The sequence below is a fragment of the Pseudomonas sp. 8(2025) genome (genome assembly GCF_052665325.1).
Genome location: NZ_JBQOIE010000003.1, coordinates 272,875 through 286,688, shown reverse-complemented (window position 1 = coordinate 286,688; position 13,814 = coordinate 272,875). Strand labels below are relative to the sequence as shown.

15 protein-coding genes are annotated in these 13,814 nt (G+C 63.5%); 5 read left to right on the top strand and 10 right to left on the bottom strand.

Going from position 1 to position 13,814, the window contains the following annotated elements; genetic code table 11:
• The first annotated feature begins 26 nt into the window (after positions 1 to 26).
• Complete coding sequence (locus ACUXVH_RS08160; protein WP_011059384.1) at positions 27 to 953, top strand: LysR family transcriptional regulator; 927 nt, start codon at positions 27 to 29, stop codon at positions 951 to 953.
• Here ACUXVH_RS08160 and ribD read toward each other — a convergent pair.
• The 6 genes from ribD to ACUXVH_RS08130 all read right to left on the bottom strand — a co-directional run bounded on the left by ribD (position 932) and on the right by ACUXVH_RS08130 (position 6,822).
• Entirely contained in the window at positions 932 to 2,038 is a 1,107-nt protein-coding gene (gene ribD / locus ACUXVH_RS08155; RefSeq protein ID WP_011059385.1) for a bifunctional diaminohydroxyphosphoribosylaminopyrimidine deaminase/5-amino-6-(5-phosphoribosylamino)uracil reductase RibD, read from the bottom strand. The genes ACUXVH_RS08160 and ribD overlap by 22 nt on opposite strands.
• On the bottom strand, positions 2,035 to 3,738 hold the full coding sequence (locus ACUXVH_RS08150; RefSeq protein ID WP_015634244.1) for a WD40 repeat domain-containing protein: 1,704 nt from the start codon (positions 3,736 to 3,738) through the stop codon (positions 2,035 to 2,037). Before ACUXVH_RS08150 ends, ribD begins: the two co-directional genes overlap by 4 nt.
• A gap of 80 nt (positions 3,739 to 3,818) precedes the next feature.
• A complete protein-coding gene (locus tag ACUXVH_RS08145; protein ID WP_065364588.1) occupies positions 3,819 to 4,418 on the bottom strand; it encodes a GTP cyclohydrolase II in 600 nt (199 codons plus the stop codon).
• A 66-nt stretch (positions 4,419 to 4,484) separates the two neighbouring features.
• Positions 4,485 to 5,492, bottom strand: coding sequence for a formylglycine-generating enzyme family protein (locus ACUXVH_RS08140; RefSeq protein WP_170866326.1), 1,008 nt, complete (start codon positions 5,490 to 5,492; stop codon positions 4,485 to 4,487).
• 41 nt (positions 5,493 to 5,533) lie between these two features.
• Positions 5,534 to 6,274, bottom strand: coding sequence for a class I SAM-dependent methyltransferase (locus tag ACUXVH_RS08135; protein ID WP_015634246.1), 741 nt, complete (start codon positions 6,272 to 6,274; stop codon positions 5,534 to 5,536).
• Positions 6,275 to 6,375: 101 nt separating this feature from the next.
• A complete protein-coding gene (locus tag ACUXVH_RS08130; protein ID WP_011059390.1) occupies positions 6,376 to 6,822 on the bottom strand; it encodes a DMT family transporter in 447 nt (148 codons plus the stop codon).
• Between the two features lie 230 nt (positions 6,823 to 7,052).
• On the opposite strand from ACUXVH_RS08130, the gene moaC reads away from it, so the two are divergent.
• The 4 genes from moaC to ACUXVH_RS08110 all read left to right on the top strand — a co-directional run bounded on the left by moaC (position 7,053) and on the right by ACUXVH_RS08110 (position 9,214).
• Positions 7,053 to 7,526: a cyclic pyranopterin monophosphate synthase MoaC gene (gene moaC / locus ACUXVH_RS08125; RefSeq protein ID WP_011059391.1), complete on the top strand. Its 474-nt coding sequence runs from the start codon at positions 7,053 to 7,055 to the stop codon at positions 7,524 to 7,526.
• Entirely contained in the window at positions 7,523 to 7,765 is a 243-nt protein-coding gene (locus ACUXVH_RS08120; RefSeq protein WP_011059392.1) for a MoaD/ThiS family protein, read from the top strand. Before moaC ends, ACUXVH_RS08120 begins: the two co-directional genes overlap by 4 nt.
• A gap of 1 nt (position 7,766) precedes the next feature.
• The gene (gene moaE / locus ACUXVH_RS08115; RefSeq protein ID WP_011059393.1) at positions 7,767 to 8,219 is read left to right on the top strand and encodes a molybdopterin synthase catalytic subunit MoaE; all 453 of its coding nucleotides are present in this window, start codon (positions 7,767 to 7,769) and stop codon (positions 8,217 to 8,219) included.
• A 218-nt stretch (positions 8,220 to 8,437) separates the two neighbouring features.
• Positions 8,438 to 9,214 (top strand): ABC transporter substrate-binding protein, encoded by a 777-nt coding sequence (locus ACUXVH_RS08110; protein ID WP_019094752.1) that lies wholly within the window; start codon positions 8,438 to 8,440, stop codon positions 9,212 to 9,214.
• Between the two features lie 94 nt (positions 9,215 to 9,308).
• Here ACUXVH_RS08110 and ACUXVH_RS08105 read toward each other — a convergent pair whose 3' ends face one another.
• The 4 genes from ACUXVH_RS08105 to rhlB all read right to left on the bottom strand — a co-directional run bounded on the left by ACUXVH_RS08105 (position 9,309) and on the right by rhlB (position 13,775).
• On the bottom strand, positions 9,309 to 9,938 hold the full coding sequence (locus tag ACUXVH_RS08105) for a helix-turn-helix transcriptional regulator (protein WP_011059395.1): 630 nt from the start codon (positions 9,936 to 9,938) through the stop codon (positions 9,309 to 9,311).
• Between the two features lie 73 nt (positions 9,939 to 10,011).
• Positions 10,012 to 11,151 carry an NAD(P)/FAD-dependent oxidoreductase gene (locus ACUXVH_RS08100; protein ID WP_065364587.1) on the bottom strand — a complete coding sequence of 380 codons (1,140 nt, stop codon included), beginning with the start codon at positions 11,149 to 11,151 and terminating at the stop codon, positions 10,012 to 10,014.
• A gap of 33 nt (positions 11,152 to 11,184) precedes the next feature.
• Positions 11,185 to 12,138: an ornithine cyclodeaminase family protein gene (locus ACUXVH_RS08095; RefSeq protein ID WP_065364586.1), complete on the bottom strand. Its 954-nt coding sequence runs from the start codon at positions 12,136 to 12,138 to the stop codon at positions 11,185 to 11,187.
• A 140-nt stretch (positions 12,139 to 12,278) separates the two neighbouring features.
• Positions 12,279 to 13,775, bottom strand: coding sequence for an ATP-dependent RNA helicase RhlB (rhlB, locus tag ACUXVH_RS08090; protein WP_015634252.1), 1,497 nt, complete (start codon positions 13,773 to 13,775; stop codon positions 12,279 to 12,281).
• Between the last annotated feature and the right edge of the window lie 39 nt (positions 13,776 to 13,814).

The following is a 13,814-nucleotide window of genomic DNA, read 5'->3' as shown; positions in this document are numbered from 1 at the left end:
TTGCTCTCTGAGTTGGAAATGACAGGATGGTCACGGTCTTACTGCGCAATATCGATTTGAACCTGCTGGTGGTGCTTGATGCCCTGCTGACAGAAAAACATGTCACCCGCACGGCCTTGCGCCTGCACTTGAGCCAGCCGGCCATCAGCCACTCGTTGAGCAAGTTGCGCGGGTTGCTGGATGACCCGATCCTGATTCGCCGGGGCAGCGAACTGGTGCTCAGTTCCCTGGCCCAGAACATCCAGCAGCCGCTGCGGGAAATCCTCGGCCAGATCGAAACCCTGTTCGGCAAGTCCATCGACTTCGACCCGGCCAGTTCCCAGCGCATCTTCACCCTGGCGATGTCCGACTACGGCGCCGCGTTGGTGCTGCCCAACCTGATGGTGCGTTTGCGCCGCGATGCGCCGAACACCACCTTGGTGGTGACCCAGGACACCCGGCACGGAATGTTCGAGCAGGTTTCTCAGGGCAAGATCGACCTGGCCCTGGGGGTGTTTCCCAACCTGTCCGGCGACATTTCCACCGAGGTACTGTTCGAGGAAACCTTCTCCTGCCTCCTCGATCGACGCACGTTGCCGGCCGACGGCACGCTGGACCTGGACAGCTACCTGGCCCGGCCACACATCCTGGTGTCGATGGATGGCAGCGCCAACGGCGAGGTGGACAGCCTGCTGCGCGACGAAGGGCTGCAGCGGCGGATAGCCGTGAGCGTGCCCCATTGGCGCACTGCCCCCAGCATGATTCACAACACCGACCTGATTCTCACGGTGGCCACTCGCACCCTGGACGAAGCGCTGCTTAACCAGGACCTGATCCAGCTGCGACCGCCGTTGCCGATTCCGCCGTTTCCCTTCGTGCAGATCTGGCATCAGCGTTTCGACAATGAACCGGCCCATGTCTGGTTGCGTGAGCAGGTCAAGCAGGTGGTCGCTCATAGCGCGCTCGGCGGCTGAGCCGGCCGCAGGCGCAGACGCAGGTCCGGCCCCAGCTGGCTGACGTCATACAGGGCAAAGTCCAGGGCCTCCTCCAGGCGGTCGAAGCACGGCAGGTGCACCAGCGGCCGGGCCAGATCCCCCAGCAGGCGCGGAGCCACGTACAACAGCAACTCATCCACCAGATGCGCCTTGAGCAGGTTGCCGGCCAGTGTCGGGCCGGCTTCCACCAGCAGGTCGTGCAGGCCGCGCTGGCTGAGGTTGTGCAGCAACTGCTCAAGGTGCAGGCCCTGGTCGTCCCCGGGCAGCGCCATGACCTGCTCGCTGTCGCTGCTGGCCAGCGGGCACTCCCGGTGCACCACGTGCAGGCTCGGCGCCTGGTCGTTGAACACCCGCGCCGTGGCGGGCACCCGGCCCTGGCTGTCGAGCACCACACGTACTGGCGCCAGGGCCTCCGGGGAGGACAGCTGGCGTACCGTGAGCAGTGGGTCGTCCGCCAGGACGGTACCGCTGCCGGTGAGGATCGCCGAGCTGCGGGCCCGCCAATACTGCACGTCGGCCCGGGCCCGGGTGCTGGTGATCCACTTCGAGCGCCCATTGTCCAGGGCCGTGCGCCCGTCCAGGCTCATGCCCATTTTCAGTTGCACCCAGGGCCGCTGGCGCCGCACCGTGGACAGAAAGCCGCGGTTCAACTCCTGGGCCGCCGATTCCAGCAGGCCGACCCGCACCTCGATTCCGGCGTTGCGCAGTTGGGCGATGCCCTGGCCGTTGACCTGTTCGAACGGGTCCTGATGGGCCACCACCACGCTGTGCACGCCGCTGTCGATCAGGGCCTGATGGCAGGCACCGGTGCGTCCGACATGGCTGCAGGGTTCCATGGTCACGTAGGCGGTGGCACCCCGCGCCAGGCCACCGGCCTGGCGCAGGGCGAACACCTCGGCGTGGGGCCCGCCGGCCCGCCGATGCCAGCCTTCGCCGACCACTTGCGAGCCATGGGCGATCACGCAACCCACCCGCGGATTGGGCCAGGTGGAGTGGCTGCCCCGTTCTGCCAGGGACAGGGCGTGCTGCATGTGCTGGAAGTCGACTTCGCTGAAGTAGGTCATGGGCGCGCCGACTGGACAGCGGCCGGGGGCGTGATCGGGTAGATCCGGCCGTCGTAGGCGCTGGCCAGGAAACCTTCGCCGCTGGCGTCATGGATCAGGCAGGAAATGCCGCTGGCGGTGGGTTTCTCCACGCTGGCCCAGACGCGCTTTTTCAGATCGAAGACGGCCACGGTGCCGCCGTAGCTGCCGGTGGCGATCATCGAGCGGTCCCGGGAGATGGCGATGCACTTGATCGAGTGGCTGTGGGGCGTGTCGAACACCTCGCTGGCGCCATCGCGCCACAGGCGCAGTTTCAGGTCGCGACCGATGCTGGCGAAGCCGCCCTGGATCTGCGTGCAGCCGTTGGAGATCCGCTCGTGGGCCTTGTCCAGGTAGGTTTCCAGGCCGAAGTCGGCAATCCGGAAGAAGGCCGCGGCTGCGGTGGCGCACACGCTGAAAATGTAGGTTTCATCGGCGGCGATGCCTTTGATGGCGTTCTCATGCATGCGCACCTGGGTGACGAAGCGCGGCTGCTGCTGGTCCAGGCAGAAGATCAGCGCTTCGCCGGTGTAGGTGCCGATAGCTGCGTGCAAGGCACCGTCCTTGATGAAGGTGGTGCCGCAGTTCAGGGGCGAGCGGTGCTGGTACAGGGTGGCGCCGGTGCGGGCGTCGAACACCGTGCCCATCTGGCCGCCGGTCAACACACTGTCGCCAAAGGGCAGGAGGAAGTTGCACAGGCTGCCGGCCTTGATGCTAGGTTGGCCGTTGATATGCAGGATGCCGGCGTCGCCGATGCTGTAGACGTCTTCGCCGACCACCGCCACGGCGTTGAGGCTGACCGCCGGTTCGATGCCGCTGAGGTCCCAGGTCTGGGTGGCGAAATCCCAGGTGGCATAGCGTGAGCCGAAGGTGACGAAGGCGATGCGATGGCTGCCCAGCAGCGCGCAACTGCGTGGCCAGATGATGCTCGGCAGGGAGGTTTCCGCGGTCTTGACCAGGGTGCCGTCCTGCTTGAGGTGCCAGAGCATGACCGAGCGGTCGTAGCTGAGGCTGATCAGCAGGCGCTGGCTGTCGTCCCAGATGATGCGCTTGATCCCGGCGCTGTGGGCGGGCTGCAGCAGAGTGCCGCGGGGGCTGATGATGGAGATCTTGCCTTCGTCGTCGCCGGCGAAAATGATGCCCTCGCGGGACAGGGCCACGGTGTCGGTTTCCACGCCGCCCAGGTCGATGGTTTCCAGCTGTTGCCCGGTATTGGCATCCCAGCGCCGGATCGAACCGTCATCGCTGCTCGACACCAGGGTCTGGCCATCGGCCGACCAGCACACCGAGATCACGTCGGCGGTGTGGCCGTGGAGGATCCGCAGGGTCTGGCCGCTGAGGTTGAACAGGCGGATGCTGTGGTCTCGGGAGCAGGTGGCGATGGTCTGGCCGTCCGGGGAGAAGGCGGCCATCTCGATGTCGTCGTCATGGCCGATGAGCACGGTCTTCAGGCGCAGGGACGGCACTTCCCAGACCCGCGCGGTGTAGTCGCTGCTGGCGCTTACCAGCAGCGTGCCGGCGGCGTTGAATGCGCACTGGTTGGCCAGGTGATCGTGAAGGACCCGCTGGATCGGGGTCCGGGTCCTGGCATCCCAGAGGATCACCTGGTTGTCGTAGCCGGCGGTGGCGACGTAGGTGTCCTTGAACGTGGCGATGCCGCTGATGGGCCCGAAATGTCTCATGATTATTGTCCTTAATAATGCGTTGGCGGATGACGGGCAGCCGTCCCCCGGCCCGCGGGCTCCGGGGGAGGCAGGCTCTTCTATTTGATGAGATCGATGAGGTGGTGCTTCTTGTCTTTCTTGGCTTGCAGGTAGTGGCCGTTGTGCCGGGTGAGGAAGACCCCGGTGGGGATGGTGCTGTCCACGATGATGCCGTTGTCCTTCAGGGCCTGGACCTTGTCCGGGTTGTTGGTGATCAGGCGGCAGTGCTGCACGCCCAGGGCCTTGAGCATCCTGGCGGCCATGGAGAAGTCCCGGCCGTCCTCGGGGAAGTTCAAGTGGCTGTTGGCTTCGAAGGTGTCCATGCCGCCGTCTTGCAGGCGGTAGGCATCCAGCTTGGCGTACAGGCCGATGCCCCGGCCTTCCTGGCGCAGGTAGATGAGGTAGCCGCCTTCTTCCTGCATGCGCGAGATGGACTCGCTCAGTTGCGGGCCGCAATCGCAGCGCTGGGAGTTGAAGACATCGCCGGTCAGGCATTCGGAATGAATGCGCACCAGGGGGCTGTGTTCGCTGGCGGGGCCCAGCTTGATCAGGATGTGTTCATGGGCCGCTTCCAGGCCGCTGAAACTGTAGAAAGTGCCGGGGGTGGGCGAGTCGTTCAGGGGGATGTCGACCTGGTTTCTGATGCTGAGTGTGTTCATGGAAATCCCTTCCGTTCTTTGACGTTGAACGTGTAATTGTTTGGTTGCAAAAGTAGAAATGCCGGGTCAGAGGCTCTCGGCGAGCCTGAAGCCCATCACGTAGATCTCCCTGGGGTATTTGCCGTGTCGACGGCAGTTGCGGGTCAAGTCGCGAAAGCGCGTGAAGCTGCCGCCGCGGGCAATCCGGTGGGTGCCGACCACGGTCACCAGGTCGTCGATGACGGCGTTGCCGCCGGGGTAGGGGGCGTAGTCATCGGCCACGTATTCTTCGACGTTTCCGGCCATGTCCATGCAGCCGAAGGGCGATGCGCCCTCGGGCAGGGCACCTACCGGGGTGGTGGCGAACAGGCCCATTTCCGCGGTGTTGGCGTGCAGGGGCAGAAACTGGTCGCCCCAGGGGTATTCGAGGTTTTCATGGCCGGCGGCGGCAAACTCCCATTCCGCTTCGCTGGGCAGGCGGAACGAGCGACCGGTACGGGCCGCCAGCCACTGGCAGTAGACGTCGGCATCGCCGGCGCTCAGGCCATAGACCGGATGGTTGGCGCGTTCGCTGGGGAACTGGCCGAAAAGCCAGTTGCCGGGGATGGCGGGGTACTGCGAATCCTCCAGGAATGCCCGGTATTCCAGGTTGGTTACCGGGTACTTGCCAATGGCGTAGGGCTTGAGCTCCACCCGGTGGCGCGGGGCCTCCTTCTCGATCCAGCTGCGGTCCAGCCCCAGGCCCTGCATGCGCTGCAGCACCTGGTCGATGGCCGACTCCTCCAGGCCGATCTCGACCTGGCCGCCTTCGATGGTGATCATCGGCGGGTTGAGTACATCCAGGCGTGGGTCCATGGTCTGTGCCAGCAGCCGTGCCGAGGCCAGACGCCATGACAGGGGAGCGTCAGGGTTTTCCACCCCCAGGGCCAACTGCTCCGCCGATTTGTCGGACAACTGCCGCCAGACTGCCAGGGGCAGCGAAAGCTCGATGCCTGGCTGAAAGTGTTCCGCGAGGCCCATCAATTGCCTGTCGGTCATTTCGGCTGTCAGGGGGCCGTCGAACACTGGCCAGTGAGCAAAACCCTTGGAATTCATAGTACTTCTTGTCCTGCATCTGGTTGAGGGGAGAGGGGCGGTCACAGGGTGCAGATCAGCCCGGTTTGCAGGCAGTTGCGCTCGAAATCGTCCCAGTAGCCGACGGGATGCTTGGCACGATTGGCGACGGAGATGATTGGCTTCTGCCACTGCAGCTTGGAGAAGCCGGCCTTGAGGATGGCGTGCTCGTAGGTGTCGCGGCTCCAGCGGTGGAAGGTGAAGGCGCTGGGCGGTTGGGTAACGAACTCGGCGTGATGGCGGAAGCCACCGGCATGGGCTTCTTCGCTGAGTACGTGGACGCCGTACTTGGTGAAGTTGCCGCGTTGCAGCTCGAAGCCCGGGTCCACGGTGTAGGCGATGAGTTTGCCGCCGGGGACCATGTTCCTGGCCACGACCTTGAACATCTTTTCCAGCTCTTGTGGCGATTGCGCGTAGTTGAACAGCCAGGCCGCAGTGACGCGGTCGAAGTGCCCCAGTACGCCCATGTCGCAGACGTTGGCGACGTGATACTCGATGGCCTCCTGGTTGCGCGCCGATTCCTTGCGTGCCAGTTCGATCATCGATGAGGAAATATCCACCCCGACCACCTTGCTGGCGCCCTGGTGGTAAAGCTCGCGGCCGAAGTAGCCGAAGCCGCAGGCCAGGTCCAGGACGGATTTGCCTTGGATGGCTCCCACCATATGGAAGAAGGTTTCGGTTTCTACCGAGCGTTGCGAGGCGGTGTCGGTAAAGTCTTCAAAGCGTTCACCGATGGAGTCATAAGTTGCAGCTTGACTGGTCATTGTTCACCTATATGGTCGGCTGAGTGTTATTAACTTTCCGATGAGGAAATAGTTGGGCAGGTTGTTTCTGGTTGTTATCGGTTGTTGCGTTGTTCTTATGGCTAGCCGCGAGTGGTAATGATGAATCCACCAATGACTACTAGTACGCCAATGAGTTTTTGCATGCTTATTGTTTGGCGTGGAAGACCGACCAAACCGAAATAGTCGATGAGCAAGGAAATGATCAGTTGTCCGACAATCACTGTCATGATGAAGTTGAGGGCCCCTAGGCGTGGCGCCATCAGTAGGGCGACGGTGATGTAGAACACACCGGCAATCCCGCCCATCCAGATCCACCAGGGGCCTTCCTGAGCGGCTGCGAAGTTGGGGCGAGGAACTTTAATAAAGATTATTACAGCAATAAGTGCCAGTAGGCTGACAAGTAGTGATACCCCGGTGGCCCATAGTGGATGGCCTAATAAGTGTCCAAGTCTTGAATTGGTTCCTGCTTGTAGTGGTACTGCGAAACCGGCCAGGAGGCTTAGGAGGATTGATATTAGAAATGCCATGTTTTTTCGTTTCCTTTTTCCGGGAAGTTGTACTTTTATTAATATAATGGCGCCAATTCTTTGTTCTTATGCTGGGTATTCGCCACGCTGATCGTCCTCTGGGACCCTGGGCCAGACAGGCCGGCTGACCATCTCGGGCAGGAATGTTTCCCCCCGGGGGGCGGGGCTGCAGGGTGCGGAAAACTGACCCGCGGGTTTACAATCGCCGCCACCAGATCAGGAGTAACGCCGTGCTGACTCATCTCGATTCCCAGGGGCGCGCCAATATGGTCGACGTCACCGACAAGGCCGTGACCTTTCGCGAGGCGGTGGCCGAAGCGCGGGTACGCATGCTCCCGCAAACCCTGCAGATGATCGTCAGCGGCGGTCACCCCAAGGGCGATGTATTCGCCGTGGCGCGCATTGCCGGGATCCAGGCGGCAAAGAAAACCAGTGACCTGATTCCCTTGTGCCATCCGTTGATGCTCACCAGTGTCAAGGTCGAGCTCAGTGCCGAAGGCGAGGACTGCGTGCACATCGTTGCGCGTTGCAAGCTATCGGGGCAGACCGGGGTGGAAATGGAGGCGCTGACCGCCGCCAGCGTAGCTGCGCTGACCATCTATGACATGTGCAAGGCGGTGGACCGGGGCATGACCATCGACAGCGTTCGGGTGCTGGAGAAGCTCGGCGGCAAGAGCGGCCATTACCAGGCGGATCAGGCATGAAGATCTCGGTGAAGTTTTTCGCTCGCTACCGCGAGGCTCTGGGCATTGACGGGCTGGAGATCGAAGGCGTGTTCCAGCAGGTCGAGGATGTGCGCCAGGCGTTGCTGTCCCGGGACGGGGCCGAGGTATTGGCCGAGCAGAACCTGATGTGCGCTCGCAATGAAGAGCTGTGCCAGCTGGACGAACCCCTGGAAGACGGCGACGAAGTGGCGTTTTTCCCCACGGTGACCGGAGGTTGAGATGGCGATTCGAGTGCAGTCAGCAGCGTTCGATCCCGGGGCTGAAGTCAACGCCATGCACGCCGCGGATACCGGGGTGGGTGCGGTGGTCAGCTTTGTCGGCTACGTGCGCGATTTCAATGATGGGCAGGATGTCCACGGCATGTTTCTTGAGCACTACCCGGGCATGACCGAAAAGGCCCTGGGCAAGATCGCCGCCGAAGCCGAGCAGCGCTGGCCGCTGTTGCAACTGGATGTGCTGCACCGCATCGGCGCCCTGGAGCCGGGCGAGCCCATTGTGTTTGTCGGCGCGGCCAGTGCCCATCGCCAGGCGGCATTCGATGCCTGTGCCTTTGTCATGGACTACCTCAAGACTCGGGCGCCGTTCTGGAAAAAGGAAAACACCGCCGACGGCCCGCGCTGGGTCGAAGGTCGCGACAGCGACCATGCGGCGGCCGCGCGCTGGAAAGACTGATCCCCTGATACTTGCCGGCGGCGCCTGAGCCCGCCGCAATCCAACCTGCAATCGACTGCGACTGTTCCCGCCGACCGCTGGGGATAAGTCGTTGCGCGCGTCGTTGACGATATGTACGTAAAAGTCCAGTATGGAATTACAAGTACAAATACAGCGTTCCCCGTTTCACCTCTTCCTTCTGTCTTGCCAAACCAACAACAACCCGCGAGAGAACGAACATGAAAAAACTCCCCCTGATCAGTGGCCTGGCCTTGAGCCTGTTGGCGTGCAGCAGCCTGTTCGCGGCCGAAAAGACCCTGCGCCTGGGCATCGAGGCGGCGTACCCGCCATTTGCCTTCAAGACCGCCGAGGGCAAGATCGGTGGTTTCGACTACGACATCGGCAATGCCCTGTGTGCGCAGATGCAGGTCAAGTGCGAGTGGATCGAGGGCGAGTTCGACGGCCTGATTCCTTCGCTGAAGGTGAAGAAGATCGACGCTGCGCTGTCCTCCATGACCATTACCGCCGAGCGCCGCAAATCCGTGGATTTCACCCACAAGTACTACTTCACGTCGTCGCGCCTGGTGATGAAGAAGGGCGCCGAGGTGGACGACCAGTACGCCAGCCTCAAGGGCAAGACCGTGGGCGTGCAGCGCTCCACCACCACCGACCGCTATGCCACGGAGGTGTTCGAGCCCAAGGGCATCAAGGTGGTGCGCTACAGCAACAACGAGGAGATCTACATGGACCTGGCGGCCGGGCGCCTGGACGCGATCTTTGCCGACAGCATTCCGCTGGCCGACTTTCTGTCGATGCCCCGGGGGGCCGACTACGCCTTTGTCGGGCCTGAGCTCAAAGATCCGAAGTACGTCGGCGAGGGCGCCGGGATTGCCGTGCGCAAGGGCAACAGTGAACTGGTGGGCGAGTTGAACAAGGCCATCGATGATATTCGGGCCAATGGTGAATATCAGAAGATCCAGGCCAAGTACTTCAAGTCGGATATCTATGGGGATTGAGACATTGTGGCGTTCTTGAGGACGCCTTCGCGAGCGAGCTCGCTCCTACAGGTGTTGTGCAACTCCGCGTAGGAGCGAGCTTGCTCGTGAACCTTTATTGTCCCTTCAATTCCTTCAGGTGCTTGTATACCGTCGCCCGGCCCATGTTCAGCACGTTGGCCACGTAGTTGGAGGCGCTCTTGCCCTTGAAGGCGCCCTCGGCGTGCAGCGCCAGCACCAGTTCGCGCTTGTGATCGCGGGTCAGCAGGTTCAGCCCCAGCTGGCGCTCGCGCAGCCAGTTGTGCAGGAAGGTGTTGATCCGCTCCTGCCAGTCATCGCGAAACAGCGAGTCGGGCTGGGGAATCAGTTTGCTCGGCGACAGAAACAGGTCCAGCGCCGCCTTGGCGTTTTCGAACAGCGAGATGTTCAGGTTGATGCACAGCACCGCCTGGGGCTGGCCCTGGCTGTCGCGCAGCACGCTGCTGAGGCTGCGGATCTTCTGTCCGTCCCAGTTGAGCTTTTCATAGGGGCCGATGTTGCGTTCGTCGCGGTCGCCGCTGAGCAGGTCTTCCAGGGCTGCGTCGTCGCCCACTTCGCGTTTGGACAGGTTGTTGGCGATGTAGTCGATCTTCTGTGTACGCAGGTCGTGGAGCACCACCTCGGCATGGGGGAAGAACAGGGTGGCAATGGCATCGGCAATCGCCCGGAAATTGTCCAGGGCAGGGTCCTTTGCAGGTGAGGTCATGGTCGTACTCCAGGCAGCTTCAGCGCCCGCCGGCAGCGGGCGCTGGGAGTGTGCCGCAATCGTTGGGGGCGCCTCAACCGGTGGTTCGGTCGAGGCGGGCCGGGGAGAGCATGGCAGGCGTGAGGCCGAAGCGGGTCAGGTGTTCCGGCAAGGGGGCACCTCGCACCAGGGCGGCGCTGGCCTGGCCCATGGCCGGCGAGGTCTGGATACCGTAGCCGCCCTGGCCTGCAACCCAGAACAGCCCCGGAACCTGCAGGTCGAAACCGGCCAGCAGATCGCCGTCGCTGACAAAGCTGCGCAGCCCGGCCCAGGTCCGGGTCGGACGACGGATGCTCAGGGTGGTGGCTTCTTCGATCTGGTGGATACCCAGGGCAATGTCCAGTTCTTCGGGTTGCACATCGTGGGGTTCAACCGGATCGGCATTGGCCGGTGAGCCGAGGAACATGCCGGCGTCGGGCTTCATGTAGAAGGATTCATCCAGGCTCACCAGCATTGGCCAGTGGTGAAAGTCCAGGCCTTCGGCGGCGGCGAAGATGAAAGCCGCGCGGCGCTTGGGCTGCAGGCCCAGGGCGCGGGCTCCGGCCATTGTGCCGATGTGGTCGGCCCAGGCCCCGGCGGCATTGATCAACACCGGCGCACTGAACGCCTGAGCGGCCGTTCGCACCTGCCACTGCCCTTGGCTGTCGCGCTCGATCCCCAGCACCTCATGGTCGGTGCAGACCTGGCCCTGGTTGCGGCGGATGCCCCGCAGGTAGCCCTGGTGCAGGGCGTCGGTTTCGATATCGCTGGCGCTGGGGTCGTAGAGCGCGCCATGGACCTTTTCCCGGCGCAGGATCGGCAGGCGCGCGCAGGCTTCGTCGGCGCTCAGCAGTTGCATCTCCGGCACCGTGGCCCTGGCGCTCAGGTACTGGTTGTTCAGCTCGGCCGGATCACCGTTGAAGTCCACGGTCATTTCACCCCGCGGGGTCAGCAGCGGGTGCTCGCAGAAACCCTGCGGCGGGTGGTCGAAGAAAGCCCGGCTGGCCAGGGTCAGGGCGCGCACCTGGGCGGTGCCGTAGGCGGCGGTATAGAGCGCCGCGGAGCGGCCGGTGGAGTGATAGGCGGGATGGGATTCACGCTCCAGCACAACCACCCGGCCATGGGGCGACAGCCAGTAGCCGGTGGACGCGCCGGCGATACCGCCGCCAATGATGATGAAATCTGCCTGGATCATTCGAAGCTCCGCAATAGGGGCGAGCAGCAGTGGTTACTGCGGGCGCCGCAGGTGGTACAGGGCATTGGCCAGGGCGATGTCTTCCAGGCCCAGGCCGATGGAACGGAAGAACACCGGGCGTTCGGCATCCGGGAGCGGGGCCTGTTCGCTGAGCAACTCCGGCAGGTCGCCGAGAATCGCCGCACTGTCCCAGCCGTGCTTTTCTTCGGCGATCAGCATTTCACCGGCGCAGCCCGGCGTGGTGCGCCGGTAGTCGCAGTAGACCTGCATCTGTGCCAGGGCCGCGGGCGGCACTTCGTGGGCCCGTGGCGCATTGGTGCTGATGGAGGTGATCAGCGCCGGCTTGCCGAGGCTGCTCGGATCCAGCACGGGTCCGGCGGACGAGGTGCAGAGCATGATCACGTCGGCGCCCTCGGTGGCGTCCTCAAGCCGGGCCACCAGTTGCAGGCGCGGGTCGAGGGCTTGCAGGCGGGCAAGCTCTGCGGCGGGCTTGTGCGCCAGGCTCGGGGAGTAGAGGCGGATGCTCTGCCAGGGGCGCAGGTTCTGCACATAGCGCAAGTGCGCCTGGGCCACCGCGCCGCTACCGATGATCGCCAGGTGCCGGGTTGTGGGGGGCGCCAGGGCGTCGACCGCGACCGCTGTGGTGGCCGCGGTACGGGCGGTGGTCAGTTCGGCGGCGTCGCACAGCAGTAACGGCTGGCCGCTGTCCATGGACATCAGCAACGTCCAGGCGGTGACCAGCGCGCCTTGGGTACGGACGATGTAGGGCGAGGTCTTGACCCCGTACACCCGGTCTTCGGCCAGCACCCCCAGGTAATTGATGAAGTCGCCGGCCCCCTGGGGAAACTCCACCAGTTGCTGCGCCGGTTGCACGGCGAGCCCGGCAGCCAGGTCGCGGAACAGTTTGCGCAGGATCTGCGGTACGTCGATGCGTTCGAGCAATTGACGGGCCTCGGGGCGGGCAATCACGTAAGGCGTGCTGGACATGCAAGGCTTCCCAGGATTTAAACTAATTTGTCTATTATGGACTTTTAGTTTTGGCGGGCAATATCCAGGCGAAAAAAAACGCAGCCTGTGGTCGGGCTGCGTTTCTCCAGGTTGCCGGGGCGCTGCGGGAGCGCCGGCCGTCAGGCTTGCGGGCGCTTGCGCTCCACCGGGCGCAGCAGTTCGGCGGGCGGCATCTCGCAGCTGATCTTGCGGCCCAGCAGGGCTTCGATCGATGGCAGCTGGTAGGAGTCGTCTTCGCCGGCGAAGCTGATGGATACGCCGTCGGCACCGGCGCGACCGGTCCGGCCGATGCGGTGCACGTAGTCGTCCGGCACTTCCGGCAGGGTGAAGTTGATCACGTGGCTGATGCCGTCGATGTGGATGCCGCGGCCGGCCACGTCGGTGGCCACCAGGACCCGGATCTTGCCTTCGCGGAAGCCTTCCAGGGTCTTGATCCGCTTGTGCTGCGGCACGTCGCCGGACAGCTGGGCGGCGTTCACCCCATCGCGTACCAGGCGTTCCTCGATGCGTCGCACTTCATCCTTGCGGTTGGCGAAGACCATCACCCGTTCCCAGCCGTTGTCGGTGACCAGGTTGTACAGCAGCTTGTACTTGTCGGCGCCGGCCACGGCATAGATGTGCTGTTCGACGTTGGCGTTGGCGACGTTCTCGGCTTCGATCTCGACGATGGCCGGGTCGGTGGTCCATTGCTTGGCCAGGTTCATCACGTCTTCGGTGAAGGTGGCGGAGAACAGCAGGGTCTGGCGCTCGCTCTTGGGGGGCGTCTGGCGAATGATCTGCCGTACCTGCGGGATGAAGCCCATGTCGAGCATGCGGTCGGCTTCGTCCAGCACCATCACTTCGACCATGTCCAGGTGCACGTCTCCGCGCTGGTTGAAGTCCAGCAGGCGGCCCGGGGTGGCGACCAGGATGTCGCAGTGGCGCGCTTCCAGGTGCTTGAGCTGCTTGTCGAAATCCATGCCGCCAACGAAGGTCATGACGTTGAGGCCGGTGTACTTGGTCAGCGCCGCGGCATCCTTGGCGATCTGTACCACCAGCTCCCGGGTCGGAGCGATGATCAGCGCCCGTGGTTCGCCCATGTAGCGCTCCTTGGGCGGCGGGGTCTGCAGCAGCTGGGTGATGATCGACACCAGGAATGCGGCGGTCTTGCCGGTACCGGTCTGGGCCCGGCCGATGGCGTCCTTGCCCGCCAGGGTATAGCCCAGCACCTGGGCCTGGATTGGCGTGCAATAGGGAAAGCCCAGGTCCTGGATGGCGTGCATCAGTTCCGGAGCGAGCTTGAAGTCGTGGAAGCGGGTCTTGCCTTCCTGGGGTTCGACCACGAAGTCTTCGAGTTTCCAGGTGCTGACCGGCGGTTTCGGCGCGCGCGGGCGACGCGGCTGCTCAGCTTTGGGTTGCTCGGCCTTGGGCTTCTCTTGGCGTGGGGCTTTGGGAGCGGAAGGGGTGGCCGGTGTGTTCACCGGTTCTTTTTTAGCTGCGGTAGCGGGTGCGCTCCGTTCCGGCTGACGGCCGTCATGACGGCTGCTGGAACTGGGGGAGGGGGCACTGGGGCTTGGCGCGAGCGGCTCAGCCTCGCTTTTACCGAAGATTTTCTTGAGTGCTTTGAGCACGGTCATCTCATCAATTGGTTAAGGAATGTACGCCGGCCAGTGTAA

Bases quoted from the DNA above. Each gene is read 5' to 3' on its own strand.
- ACUXVH_RS08160 (WP_011059384.1), top strand. From the start codon at position 27: ATGGTCACGGTCTTACTGCGCAATATCGATTTGAACCTGCTGGTGGTG.
- ribD (WP_011059385.1), bottom strand. From the start codon at position 2,038: ATGACCTACTTCAGCGAAGTCGACTTCCAGCACATGCAGCACGCCCTG.
- ACUXVH_RS08150 (WP_015634244.1), bottom strand. From the start codon at position 3,738: ATGAGACATTTCGGGCCCATCAGCGGCATCGCCACGTTCAAGGACACC.
- ACUXVH_RS08145 (WP_065364588.1), bottom strand. From the start codon at position 4,418: ATGAACACACTCAGCATCAGAAACCAGGTCGACATCCCCCTGAACGAC.
- ACUXVH_RS08140 (WP_170866326.1), bottom strand. From the start codon at position 5,492: ATGAATTCCAAGGGTTTTGCTCACTGGCCAGTGTTCGACGGCCCCCTG.
- ACUXVH_RS08135 (WP_015634246.1), bottom strand. From the start codon at position 6,274: ATGACCAGTCAAGCTGCAACTTATGACTCCATCGGTGAACGCTTTGAA.
- ACUXVH_RS08130 (WP_011059390.1), bottom strand. From the start codon at position 6,822: ATGGCATTTCTAATATCAATCCTCCTAAGCCTCCTGGCCGGTTTCGCA.
- ACUXVH_RS08120 (WP_011059392.1), top strand. From the start codon at position 7,523: ATGAAGATCTCGGTGAAGTTTTTCGCTCGCTACCGCGAGGCTCTGGGC.
- moaE (WP_011059393.1), top strand. From the start codon at position 7,767: ATGGCGATTCGAGTGCAGTCAGCAGCGTTCGATCCCGGGGCTGAAGTC.
- ACUXVH_RS08110 (WP_019094752.1), top strand. From the start codon at position 8,438: ATGAAAAAACTCCCCCTGATCAGTGGCCTGGCCTTGAGCCTGTTGGCG.
- ACUXVH_RS08105 (WP_011059395.1), bottom strand. From the start codon at position 9,938: ATGACCTCACCTGCAAAGGACCCTGCCCTGGACAATTTCCGGGCGATT.
- ACUXVH_RS08100 (WP_065364587.1), bottom strand. From the start codon at position 11,151: ATGATCCAGGCAGATTTCATCATCATTGGCGGCGGTATCGCCGGCGCG.
- ACUXVH_RS08095 (WP_065364586.1), bottom strand. From the start codon at position 12,138: ATGTCCAGCACGCCTTACGTGATTGCCCGCCCCGAGGCCCGTCAATTG.
- rhlB (WP_015634252.1), bottom strand. From the start codon at position 13,775: ATGACCGTGCTCAAAGCACTCAAGAAAATCTTCGGTAAAAGCGAGGCT.